The organism is Pedobacter sp. ASV1-7 (genome assembly GCF_040203335.1).
In the GTDB taxonomy this organism is placed as follows: domain Bacteria; phylum Bacteroidota; class Bacteroidia; order Sphingobacteriales; family Sphingobacteriaceae; genus Pedobacter.
Genome location: NZ_JBEHBV010000008.1, coordinates 54,450 through 68,280, shown reverse-complemented (window position 1 = coordinate 68,280; position 13,831 = coordinate 54,450). Strand labels below are relative to the sequence as shown.

Below are 13,831 nucleotides of genomic sequence, written 5' to 3'. Positions count from 1 at the left end.
TAAAGCAGGCTTTCATTATTTAATAGTAAAAGTTTTATTTCCAGAAAACACAAGAGCTACTTCTTCACTCACGGCAAGTTTGGGTTCATAAATAGACATATTATCCACCGTATAAGGATATTTTGCTAAAACTTTCCCTTTAAGATCAACAGCATACACATAGCCATCCATACATAATGCAAGTAATTGATTCTTCCACATTTTCATGTCCGTTAAACCTGCTGGTAAGTTAACCGATCCGGTAGCTTCTCCTGTTCCATTAACAAAAACTATATTCCCAAGTTCATTAGCTACAGCTAATTTTTCGGTTTGATCAGTTAATGCAACAATTGCTGTCGGTTTTCCTCCTACATTTAACCTCCATGTTTTTACCGGATTTTTATCAACTGCCTGAACATATATATAACCATCTCCCCTTCCAAATACAGCCTCTTTCAATCCATCATTATTCAAATCAGCTATTGCTAACGAATAATCCCATGGAGAAGTAACCTTATGTGGCATTACTTTTCCGTTTTGTATAATTGAATGGTAATAATACTCCGTACCTGCAGCAATATCATCAATTCCATTACCATCCATATCACCCGCAGCACCAACTGTTGCCCCATGGAAAATTGTTTGCTTCCATAATTGCTTGCCACTAACAGAAAAAGCATAATAATGCCATGCTTCAGAACCAGCAATAATCGCGGGGCCAGTTAAATCACCAACATTAGCTGTAAACAAAGTAGTCACCGTGCCATTCCGTTTCTGATATACAGGAATCTTCCTTTCCCAAATAATTTCGGCCTCACTATTTAAGTAATAAATCTTTCCATCACCCGGTGCAGCAGTTGAAACTGCCCAAAATAACCCAGAAGGAGTCAGAACAGCAGTAATCGCACTTACTGGTCTCGGAAACTTATAACTAGCCAACATTTTGCCCTGCAGATCAGTGATGCTAAATACTCCATCTCTGGATCCAATAGCAAATCTTTCATCTCCAGAAGCGATCACACTTACATTTGATTTATAAATATCTTTGCTTGCTATTTTAATTTCCTTTACAGATAAATTAGTGATAGGTTTTGGTTTTAATTCTTCGGCTTCAGGCATCATTTTACCTAGTAGCTGACTCAGTTGAACCTGATTAAAATCAGCCGGTAAATCAATGGCAATGTCCTTTTTAGTATCTGATTTCCAATCAATACTTCCCACTTTAATCCGGGTAGCACCACGAGCTACAATTCCTTCTGGTCCGACAAAACAAGCTTCAGCCTGAATATCAATATTCTCCCCTTTATAATTATTAATAACAGCCAGGCGTAACACACCTGTACTTTCAGCTAAGAATGCTGTTGGCGATATTTTTTTCAGTACAGGAGCTTTTGGAGCCGATCCGGGAATAGCATGTAAAAAGTTAACAAATAACTTTTTATCTCCTTTTCTATAATTACCCTCCATACGCTGAATGACATACCTCGTACTTCTATCAGAAAATAGGTAACCAGTTAAATTTCCATCTTTGCGACCATGACCTGCATCCCACACCGACTTAGTTAATTGAGTAGCACCATTACCTTCAGTAATAAAGAAATGATTTGCAATCTGCTTATCATCAGATTTCTTTTGTGTAAAAGCTACGGTTTGCCCTTGCTGAACCATTGTCCCGGTACTTCTCCAATTGGCTTCTATTATATAACGGCCATCTTGTGTTATATCCAATTCATCAATTACCCAAAAACCATTTTTGGAAGCATAATTAATATTCCTTGTCCAGTTCACTCCCTTATAATCTTCAAGTAATAAGGAAAATATTGATGATGTTCTCTCAGTATTATTTACTGCTGCCAATACTTGCGATAATGAAGATTTCCGACGTTTACTCAAGCTCCTGCTCTGGTCAGTTAACTCTCCATCTTTACTTACAACAATTGAGTTATGATCATTAGGAAACTTTTTAATATAATCACCTTCCCATAACCAAAGTCTGTCGCCAGAAATATACTGACTAATTCCATTCGCATCAAAATGACTGTGGTTATAACCATCTCCGTTAATACCTGTCAGTGAAATAAAATCAGCATACTTATCCCAGCCACTTCTAATCACCCCTTTATCCAGAGTTGGCTTTTTATAAAAATTTTCTACACCATATTGTTGCTGTTTAAATGGTACGACTTCCTGATAGTTTAATCCAATAGTATGTTTTCCAGGAGGCTGAATACTTTCAATTTGTTTCTGATTACCCTTTACCAAATGTGGGCTTCTACCCTCAATGAGATTAATTATATACTCAGACTCTTTATCACCAAGAATATCCATCGATTGTTTTAAAATTGGATAAGCACTATTATGTCCTATCGGATAAGCATCACCAAAGCCCGCAGTATAGCCCAGATGATTGAACTGAAATTTAGAATAATCAAGATAACTTACAAAACGAGGATTCTTAAAAAAGCTAAGATCATATTGACCACTAGCCATTGCATAATCAATAAATATCTGGTAAACAAGATATTGATAACCGGCAGCATCCTCAGGTGAAAAAGGGTTTGGTGCTACTCCTGCAAATGCATTATCTGCTACTTCCTTCCAAAATATGGCAGGTGCATAATCATACCTGGCAAGCAGATATCTGGATGATGAAGAAACAGAACGTGAAGCAAAACAAGCATGATTGGTTAAATAATCCTGTTTTGAATTCTTATACAAATCCAATGGGATTTTCATTTCCCAATGCAGCATCATTTCCTCTACCATCTTACGGATAAATTCGGCTGATTTCAACCTGTCCCCGGCAGTAAATGCTTTTGAATTTTCAATCGAATAAAGAAACTGAGGATATAAATGAAAGGTAAAACTTGGAGGTGTTTCTGTACGTCCGTTCAATGTTTTGCCATAATTTTGAAACATAAAATTCTGCATATCAGCAAACGCCTTCGCATATACATCATTACTGGTCATCTTATACAAATTTGCGACCTGTTTTAACATTTCACTGATCACTGTCTGCGAAAGCACATAACTTCCACTGTTTTCATAATGCTTTTTTACCTTATCTACCATCTCAGCAACTGCTACCGGATCAGCTGGTTTATCCCATCCTTTACAAGCGACCAGATAAGGTATCCTTTCAGGATTTTTAATCTTCTCAGTTAGAACTGATAGTCCTTCTTTTAATTCCTGATCATTATGTGCTCCGATATAAATAACATCTCTCTTCCAGTCCAGGGCATTAGGTATAGTTCTAAGTTCGTAACCAAGTGTATTGTTACCCAAAATTGAATTTGCATTCAATTGTCTTAATGGTGTATTATCAGTTACACCACCATATAAAATCAAATTCACATTTGTTTTTCTGGCAGTTTCCCAATCTACGATCGGGAATTCCAGTTTCCAATTTTTCTTTAATGCTTGCTGAATTGTTAGTGCAGCTTCAGCACTTCCTTCCCGATCACCCTTTACGATAACAGCATTGGCCGTTTTCCCTTTGGCCATTGCTATAAATTCAGGAGGAAAATAAGCCTTTAATTCCGCAGGCAATGACTTTGTAATAGTTTGTGTCAGCTTTGACAGATTCTGTTGCTTCATCCCTTGAGCATTTAGCCTGGGGCACATCATCCCTACCAGAATTATTCCGAGCCATATTTGTCTCATCTCTTTATTTTTTAAAATGCATTAATCTATTTTACGGCCGAATAATTAAGCTTTACATTTTTGACAGTAATTGCAGCAGCATTATCAGCTGTTTCTCCAGTCATACTGGCATCTCTGGACATGATCAAAAAGGCATCAATATTTCGTTTGGCAGGCATTCCATTACCGGCATAGGTTCCACCAACCTGTTTGCCATTTACCCAGATATGATAACTTCTTGCATCAAGACTATTTCCCTTACCTCCCATATTATAATTTTGAACTGCCGAAGAGTTATTGCAAAAAATCTCTACTTTATTTGAGCTTCCTTTTTTAAACACATTAGCATTCGTTCCAGTCCATCCTACCTCATCAGCTAAATCAGCATGAGTACGGACCTGAAACCTCATGTTATCAGGTTTTGTTGGATCCAGTATTAATCTGAAGCAGGCAAAAATTGAAGTATTTGATGAAGTACCTGTCCTATTAATCGCAAGTCCCATTTTAGGCTGATTAAATAATGCTGCAGTTCTTCCCAATACAAAATACCAGTTCTCCTTAGTTGCCGAAGTTTTCTCCAGATCTAATGTGAAAGACAGATTAACTACTTGAGTTGCATTCTGAATATCGTAACCAGCAAACTTAACAGCGGAACCATTGTTACTTGATCCATTTATTTTTAATCCCGCAGCATCACCAGACCCTGCTAAAGTAAAGGATGGGGTACCTGTTACAGATGAGACCATAACAGAACCTGATGGAGGTATAGGTAAAAAGGTTGCTTTACTTCCGGAAGTTGATACATGATGAAGCTCATCACCTTTTACGTTTTTTCCTAAAGTACCATCACCTTTTCCCCAATTATAAACCCAGCTGCTACCACTATTTGTCCAGGAGCCTGTCTGAGCCCATACTGAGCCATTTATCAATAATGATAATATTAAGAGTGTCTTTTTCATCTTTTTGTTTTTAATTAAATATTGTTGATTTCAAAAATCACTTTACAACTTTAATTGTCATCTCAATAACCTTTTTATCGCTTCCATCTACATTTGCATTCGTTCCAATAAAGTGGACTTTATACGTTCCTTCTTCTGTATATACATGTGAAAAGTTGGTAACTTTTGCATCTTCATTTCCTTTGATAATAAATGGTCTATCAGGGCCTTTATCTAAAATTTCCATATTAAAAGCTTTACTAATTGCCCAGGTTTCAGTTCCAGGGTCCGGATCTGTTGTTTCTACATATCTATATGGGGACAAAGTAATCCGCGTAGTAGTATAAGTAGACAAAGAAGGGACCGAAGGTACTTTTTCAACAAGCTTGAATTCAGAACTGATCAGGTTACCCAGCAAATGTGATTCATAAATAGATTTACTGGTCAACTCAATATTATATACATACCATGACCTTGCAGGGCCATTTGCAGCAATAGGCTTAGTCACATATTTATAAGCCAGATAAAGTGGTTTTCCGGGAACAATATAATTTGTAATATCTAGTTTACCGGAAGCTTTATAAGTCGCGTTATCCCCATAAACAAATTTATTGGTGATATCCGTCCAAGTGGCCTTATCTACATTTTCATAGCTATTGTATTTACCATTAAAATCCGTAGATAACATCACTGATAAGGGGTTTACTTGCGGAGCTGGAGAACCTGCAGCTAATGGAGGATATGCTGAACTAAATGAAAGTTCTGCCTCACCCAGAGTAATATCCCGGCCTTCTTTATACTCATATTGCTTATATAATTCCCCAGAATAAAAGGAAATCAGATCTGGATTGCCTACAAGTGAAAATTTAACAGTATCCCCTAATTTATAAGTCAAGGCTGAAGAAGTTACATTAAACTGGTCTAGCCCAGGTGTCAATGGAATATCTTTACTGCAAGCGCCAAATACCAGTAAGGCAGCACTTAATATAATGGTTTCAATTTTTCTATTCATGATATACAATTAATTAATTACCAGCTAGGATTTTGAACCAGCTTATTATTCAGATTCATTTCTCTAGCCGGTATAGGCCATAAATTATGTTTACTCCATGTGTTTTTGTATGGCTGGTAATAGAACCTTTCAGTTAAGCCACTACTTTCAATATGTGTAGCTACAGCTTTCATTTCAAAAACATAAATTCCCCATCTTTGTAAATCGCCTTTTCTTAAGCATTCAAAAGCAAGTTCTCTTAATCTCTCAGTTTGAATAAACTCACTAAAGGACTCTGCTGATGAAGTTTGAGCAGTAGTCATATTAGCTTCTGCCTCCTGCCAGATACGTGCATTTGCTCTACCACCTGTTCCTCCGGATGTTGCTGGTGTTATCTCTACATATAAGTTATTACCTACATAATTATAACCCATTTTAACACCAGTTACAGGGTCAATATCAAGTGTAAGAGCAGAAATTCCTCCAGCAGTATTAACTGTAGCTTTTATAGATGCACCTGTTCCGCCACCATTTATCAATTTAATAGTTGGTGGTGCCTTATAACCCGTTCCAGCTGCATTTATACCAAAGTTTTTAATGCCTCCAATCGCCAGGGCGCGACGTCTTACTTTATTTACAGCTTCAATAGCATCAGGACCTGGTCCATTGTTTACTTCATTATCAGCCTCCGCAAACATTAGCAAGACATCGGAAAATCTAAGTAGAGGAAAATTCTGGGGAGTTTGTGTTCTATGTTTTGGGGTAAGCGTCTCGAACTCTCTTCTAAATTTACCACAAAATCTGGTATACAGGTTAGCCGGTGTTGTAGAAGTGATAAATGTTTTATTAGCACCACTATAAGTAAAGTTTGCAATAGTCCAATCCCTTCTTAAGTCGCCAACAGCTAATGTGCCATAATTCAATTCATAAGACTTATACAATTTAGAAGTTACTTTAACCCCACCAAAACTGTCTCCAATTGTTGTATTTGTAGATTGTGGACCATTTAAATAGCCTACACCGCCAGTTTCTGAGTATGCACCACCAGTTCCATTTCCTGTAAATTCAACCTCCCAGATACTTTCATTAATATCATACTTGTCTTGTGCATAGTTGATGAAAATCTGGCTGAAACTCGGGTTTAAAGAGTGACTCGCTTCTTTATCATCCATAACCATTTTGGCCCATTTCCTTGCTTCAGCAAATCTTGTTGTTTCCCTTACTGGGTAACCTGCCATATGTAAATTAACCCGGGCTAAGATACCACGTACGGCTGATTTGCTCACCCTACCACCAAAACCCAATTCTCTGATTCCCGGAACTACCTTTTCCGCCTCTTCCATATCTTGTATAATTTGTTCATACACCTGTTTAGCGGTTACTCTGGGAATATCAACATCATCAACATTCCCCAAGGGCTCAAGTATCAGAGGCACTCCACCAAAATTCTGTACCAACATAAAATAAAAGTATCCTCTTAAAAACTTCGCTTCACCTTTTATTTTATCTCTAAATTTCATATCAATATCAGGATTAGAATCTGCAAATCTTAATAAGGTATTTACCCTACCAATCCCTCTGTAGAGTGTTGACCAGAAGTTGTTAACCCTGGAGTTCCCGGCAGAAAAGCTATTCATATGTGGTCCATCAGAAGGTGACTCCCTATTATAATATCCTTCGTCCGCTTCAAAACCAGTAATATAAAGCATTTGAAAACCATACAGGTCCCCAGATTGGAGCACATCATAAATACCTAACATACTCGATTCCAGCTTTTCCGGAGTATTGTAATATTCACTCATATCAGCTATAAAATCCAAAGGTTCCTTATCCAATATCTTTTTGCAGGAACTAACACTTAAAATTAATAGTGTCAATAAAAAATAATATCTACTTTTCATAATATTCAATTTTAATTAAGGAATAACATTTAAGCCAAAAGTGATTGTTCTCGCTTGTGGATATGGTGAATAATCAAAACCAGGGGTTAAAACACTATGTCTAACTGATACTTCCGGATCCATTCCTGTATATTTAGTAAAAGTCAGCAGGTTCTGGGCAGCAACTTTAAAACTTATTTTATTTACTTTAAGCTGCTTAGTAATAGATTTTGGAATCGTATAAGCTAAAGAAACCGTCTTTAAACGCAGATAAGAACCATCTTCCAATACCCTGTTAGAAAAATTACCGGCAGGACCTTGCCCCCCGATTTTGAACAATGTATTCGACCTGTTTTCAGGAGTCCACCTATCATTTGTGGTTGCATATTGGTTTACATTATATATGTTGATATAATTACCATCAAACATCATCCGGTTGGCATTGAAAATATCATTTCCGTATGACCACTGCAAAAATATATTTAAGTAAAAGCCTTTGTAAGAGAAGTTATTTGAAAACCCTCCTGTATGGATGGGTTGTCCACGACCAATTATAGTCATATCTTTGTTATCAACAATTCCATCCTCATTTATATCCTTATACCTGATATAGCCAGGCTGTATATCCTCTCTCGCACTACCATTAGTTGGTACATTACTTTTCAAACTATACACACCGGAGCTACTCTGATTAAAATCTTCTACCTGGTAGATACCGTCCCATATGTAACCATAAAACATTCCAGCAGGATATCCAATCCTGGAAACATACAGATTGGCGCTATTCTGGGCAACTGACATTAATGAAAACAAGCTCTCCTGATTACGTGTTAGTGCCAAAATCTTATTCTCATTGAATGCTATATTGAAATTTGAACGCCACGAAAAAGTCTTGGTTTGGATGTTAGTAGTACTCAATGTAAATTCCAGGCCATTATTTCCTATGGAACCAATATTTTTAAAGGTCCTCGGAAATCCAGTTGCCGAAGGCAGGTCAGCATTCAATAATAAATCTTTGGTTTTTTTACGATAATAGTCTACTGTTAAACTCAGCCTGTTCTTGAACAGCCCCAAATCGTACCCAATATTCATTTGCTCAGTACTTTCCCACTTCAAGTTCTCATTTCCAACTTTAGAAGGAACAATTGCACCATCAGGTGTACCATTGTTGTTAAAAGGATAAGTGTTTCCCACATTATAAGTCAATTGCGAATAGTAATCGTAATTTCCAATCCTGTTGTTACCTGTAACTCCATAACCAAGCCTGAATTTACTTTCAGAAAGCCAGTCAATTCCAGCCATAAAATTCTCCTTTTTCAAGTTCCAAGCCACTGCAGCAGATGGGAACCTTGACCATTTATTTCCCTTAGCAAACTTTGAAGAGCCATCAGATCGCATAGTTGCTGTTACTAAATACTTTGATTTATAATTATACTCCATTCTTCCGAATAAAGACATCAATCCAAATTCCCCGCCGCTAGCATTTTTTCCATAAAGATTACCATATTCCAATCCGTACATTCCAAGTGCCTCCTGGGTTATCCTTTCAGATGAATAGCCGAAGGACTCAGCTAGCCCCTCCTGAAAAGACAATCCTGCAACGATGTTGAACTTATGATGTTTTTTAAGTGTTGCATTATAGGTCAGGTAATTCTCATTCGACCATACATTAGATTCTACGTAACCATATGATCCATTTATCTGTCTTGCTAATCCATTATTTCTCGGACTTCCCTGTGGAGTCAATGAATTATAAAAACGTTTTGCTTCGGTCAATGAGTTACTTATTGATCCAGTGGCTTTAAACTTCAAGTTTTTAAGTATGTCATATTCTAGATATGCATTAGAAGAAAAACTAGTGCTGTTGGTACGTGTATAATCGTTTTCGGCAGTTACTTTCGGACTAAATCTCAAATCTGATGGATTCACATATTCAGCATCGTCATCCTCTATCTCTTCTAGGTTTAATCCGTCAGTACCAGATACAGGTCTATATGCCCATGCCTGATATAACAAATAAGATGTAAAGGTACCACCACCACCAAGATTAACTGGTTGACCATATCTTATATTCTCACTATAATTTGCTGTTATACCTGCTCTCATCCGTTTACTGATTGTTTGATCAATAGTAATTCTTCCCTGGGCACGTTTTGAACCTGAATTGTATATAATTCCCTGCTGATCAAAAAGAGAACCTGATAAGGAATATTTAGTTTTTGAGTTTCCTCCCCGTATAGAAACATTATGATTCTGCATCAAAGCATTACGAAATATGATGTTCTGCCAGTCAATACCTTTCATATTTCGATAATCTTCCAGGGTTCTGCCTTCAGGATCATATAATGGATCTGAAGGATCCAGGTCGGCTTTAGTATAAATCTCTCTTGTTCTAGTACGACTAATTTCCATTTGCATATTCACAAAATCCCATGGAGACATCATATCCATAGTTTTTTGCACCTTTTGAAAACCTAATGAAGCGTTAAATGAAATCACGGGCTTACCTATCTTTCCTTTTTTTGTTTCAATGATAATTACACCATTTGCTCCTCTTGATCCATAAATCGCAGTTGCCGAAGCATCTTTCAGAATATTAATGGATTCAATATCTTCCGGATTAATGGCTGCATTATCAGGATTTTCCATAGGAAAACCATCAATCACATATAAAGGTGCATTACTCTGAGTTAAAGAGTTAGCTCCACGAATAACGATCTCCATAGAACTCCCTGGCTGTCCGTCAGCCGAGGATACCTGTACACCAGCTACACGACCAGCTAAAGCTTCTTCAAAATTCCCAACAGGAGCCTCCATCATATCTTTCATATCCACCTGACCTACAGATCCGGTTAAATCGACTTTCTTAACAGATCCATATCCAATTACCACCACATCATCTAGCGTAGTTGATTCAGAAGTCAGTTTAATATTCACAACCTTCTGATCTGTAATTAATCTCGATTCTGTTTTAAAACCTATATAAGTAAATACTAGCGTAGAGCCAGATTTAGGGATACTTATACTATAATTTCCAGATTCATTAGTAGTACGAGTGTTTGTCGTACCTTTTACCTGTACCGTTACTCCAGGTATCCCAATACCATCCTGATCAGTAACCTTACCCGTTACTACAGTCTGCTGCTGCAATAGCTTGCTTTTTAAATTGGCTGAAGCATTAAAGCCAGCCGTAAATACTAAAACAAAGCATGTTACAATACACTTGTTGAGTATTTTATAATTGTGAATGTTAAATAGTTCAATCAGCATATTCTTATTTTTTTTAAAGCCCATAATAATTGTTTTAATCAGCTGTTAAAATGCTGCGTTAATTCCGAATGAAATGGTACGGGCCTGTGGATAAGCTGAATAATCGAAACCAGAAGTCAATACCGAATGACGGGCAGAAACTTCAGGATCAAGACCAGTATAGTTAGTAAATGTCCATAGATTCTGAGCCGAGACATGAAACTTTAAGCTAGTCAGATAAAGCGGCTTAATTAAATTCTTAGGTAAAGCATAACTTAATGAAACCGACTTAATACGCAAGTACGAGCCATCTTCAATAAATCTTGTAGACTGAAACCTGTCCGAACCTTCACCGCCTGTCATGGGGATTTCATTTGAAGGCTTCTTCACGCTCCATCTGTTTGCATAATCTGCATACTGATTCACATCATTCATACCTGGGTTCCCTTCAAACACAGCACGATTGGCATTGTAAATATCATTGCCGTAAGACCATTGTAAGAAAACATTCAAATCAAATGCTTTGTATGAAAAGTTATTGAAAAAACCACCAGTATGCTTAGGTAAGCTACTTCCAATTACCGTTTTATCATTATCATCAATAATTCCATTTCCATCCAGGTCCCTATATTTCACGAATCCTGGCTGTGCTTCACCTGTCTGGTAAATTCCATCAAAAATATACCCATAGAATTGACCGATAGGCGCTCCAACTTTTGAAATATATAAAGCATCTGCATTTGTTGCCGAGGTTACTCCGGAATGAATTGCCGTTGCATCTTTTTCTAATTCAAGTAATTCATTTCTGTTAAAACTGATATTAAAATTAGATGACCAGCTAAAGTTCTTCCCTCTTACGTTAATAGTATTCAAATTAAACTCAAAGCCAGAATTTTTAACTGTAGCCATATCGGTGTAATACCTGCTAAATCCAGTTACTTTTCTATAATAGTCGAAATTAAATCCGATCCTATCATTAAACAGACTCAAGTCATATCCTACATCTAATTGCTTAGTGCTTTCCCATAATAGATATGGATTTGTCCAGCTCAATACACTTAAACCAGATAAATCACCACCTTGTACAAATGAATTTGCAAAAAATGGATCATGATCCATTCTTTCTATTCTATTATTACCAGCCGCACCAAAGCTAAAACGAATCTTCGAAGCAGAAATAGCTTTTAAGTTAGCCATGAAATCTTCTGGCTTCATATTCCAGGCTAAGCTTACAGAAGGCGAATACCCTAAAGCTCTTCTTTTAGCAAAATGATATGATTCATCTGCACGAAGCGTAGCACTTAACAAATACTTAGACTTGTAATCATAGTTTGCTCTTCCAAAATACGATTTAAAGGCAAACCTTCTACCCTTTGACACACCGTCATAAGGAATCCCTTCCGATAATCCATATATACCCAATTTTTCCTGAGGGAGATTACTTGATGAGAATCCATATACTTCGTCCTGACTTTCTCTATAAGAATAACCAGCCAATACCGTCAGGTGATGAACTTTATCAAAAGTATTAGTATAGGTGAGTATATTTTCAACTGATAAATCTCTTTGTTCGATTTTACCGAAGGTTCCATTTACCCCTAATATATTATTAGCATTACCTTGAGGGGTAAGTGAATTATTGAAAACCTCTAAACGGTTTTTACTTGTATTGATGGATCCTGTAGTACGAAACTGAAGATTTTTTACAATGTCGATCTCCAGATAAGTATTTGCAAATAGGTTTCTGGTATTAGAATGTCGATAAGCATTCAATGCTGCCACTTCCGGATTAATCCTTATCGTACCTGCAGTACTATAAAGCGGATCAGTATTGTAAGCAGTCAGATCCTCTCCACGCACACCAGAAATTGGTCTGTATGCCCAGGCTCTATATAAAGCATAAGAAGAGAAGTCATTGCTTCCATCAACACTTACTGCTTCTCCAATTCTGGTATTGCGGCTATAATTCAAGGTAAGCCCAATTCTGGCACTTTTTCCTAAGGTCTGGTCTAAAGAAACCCTTCCCTGATATCGTCTGGAGCCACTATTTACAATAATTCCTTCCTGATCGAACATCGAACCAGATAAAGCATATCGGGTTTGCAAATCCCCTCCCCTCATAGAAATATTATAATTCTGAATAGGTGCGTTTCTAAAAATCCGATCCTGCCAGTCGAAACCTTCTTTAAATCTATAATCTTCAAGCTTCCTGCCACTTGCAACATACAAAGGATCATTGGTGGCAAGTTCTGCCGGAGTATAGATCTGTTTAGCCTGATTACCATTCCGCTCAATCTGGTATTTCACAAAATCATACGGATTCATCATTTCAATCTGCTTTATTGGCTGTTGAAAACCAGCAGCAGCATTGAAATTAATGATGGACGTAGCCACTTTGCCTCTTTTAGTCTGAATCATTACTACTCCATTAGCCCCCCTTGAGCCGTAAATAGCTGTAGCCCCGGCATCCTTTAAAACATTAATTGATTCGATTTCTTCTGGATTTAAAGCCCCTAGATCAGGGTTTTCCAATGCAGTACCATCAATAACATAAAGAGGAGCACTACTTTTCAATAATGAGTTGTTTCCACGCACAACAATGTTAGCAGTTGTCCCTGGTTGTCCATTTGTAGAAGATACCTGAACTCCGGCCAATCGACCTGCCAAAGCCTGATCAAAGGATTCAACCGGAACATTCACCAGATCGCCCATTCTCACCTGAGCCATAGCACCAGCTAGTTCTCTTTTCCTGATTAATCCATAACCTATATCGACTAATTTGAGTTCTTCATCTTGTTTCTGTTTCATCAAGACATTCAGGACAGTCTTTGTCCCAAGAACTAATGAACGGGTCTGGTAATCTGTACCTGAAAAAATGAGTACATCCTTGCTGTTCGCCTTTAATCCATATTTACCATCTGCATTTGTAAATACTATGGCATTAGTCCTTTTAACTTTGACACTAATACCTTCAATTGGTTTCCCGGTATCGCCATCAGTTACTGTTCCCACTATGTTCTTTATCTGTTGACCAATAACGGTTACAGGCATTAAAAAAATAATAAATAGGAGCACTAAAAAACCTTGGCTTCTTTTCTTTTTTATAATCATAAGGTTTAATTTGGTTAGTTTAAGAATGCTCTTCTATAAGA

The 13,831-nt window shown here is 37.2% G+C and carries 6 protein-coding genes; all 6 read right to left on the bottom strand.

Annotation, left to right across the window (positions count from 1 at the left end; translation table 11 throughout):
- Nucleotides 1–15 precede the first annotated feature (15 nt).
- From ABDJ41_RS17655 to ABDJ41_RS17630, 6 genes are read right to left on the bottom strand one after another with little or no spacing between them, the layout of a single operon-like run.
- Complete coding sequence (locus ABDJ41_RS17655) at nucleotides 16–3,642, bottom strand: FG-GAP repeat domain-containing protein (RefSeq protein ID WP_349787406.1); 3,627 nt, start codon at nucleotides 3,640–3,642, stop codon at nucleotides 16–18.
- A 26-nt stretch (nucleotides 3,643–3,668) separates the two neighbouring features.
- Nucleotides 3,669–4,580: a hypothetical protein gene (locus tag ABDJ41_RS17650; RefSeq protein WP_349787405.1), complete on the bottom strand. Its 912-nt coding sequence runs from the start codon at nucleotides 4,578–4,580 to the stop codon at nucleotides 3,669–3,671.
- Nucleotides 4,581–4,617: 37 nt separating this feature from the next.
- Nucleotides 4,618–5,571, bottom strand: coding sequence for a DUF5017 domain-containing protein (locus ABDJ41_RS17645; RefSeq protein WP_349787404.1), 954 nt, complete (start codon nucleotides 5,569–5,571; stop codon nucleotides 4,618–4,620).
- Between the two features lie 17 nt (nucleotides 5,572–5,588).
- The gene (locus tag ABDJ41_RS17640; RefSeq protein ID WP_349787403.1) at nucleotides 5,589–7,451 is read right to left on the bottom strand and encodes a RagB/SusD family nutrient uptake outer membrane protein; all 1,863 of its coding nucleotides are present in this window, start codon (nucleotides 7,449–7,451) and stop codon (nucleotides 5,589–5,591) included.
- 15 nt (nucleotides 7,452–7,466) lie between these two features.
- Entirely contained in the window at nucleotides 7,467–10,724 is a 3,258-nt protein-coding gene (locus ABDJ41_RS17635) for a SusC/RagA family TonB-linked outer membrane protein (RefSeq protein ID WP_349787402.1), read from the bottom strand.
- 21 nt (nucleotides 10,725–10,745) lie between these two features.
- Nucleotides 10,746–13,730, bottom strand: coding sequence for a SusC/RagA family TonB-linked outer membrane protein (locus tag ABDJ41_RS17630; protein ID WP_349787401.1), 2,985 nt, complete (start codon nucleotides 13,728–13,730; stop codon nucleotides 10,746–10,748).
- Nucleotides 13,731–13,831: the final 101 nt, after the last annotated feature.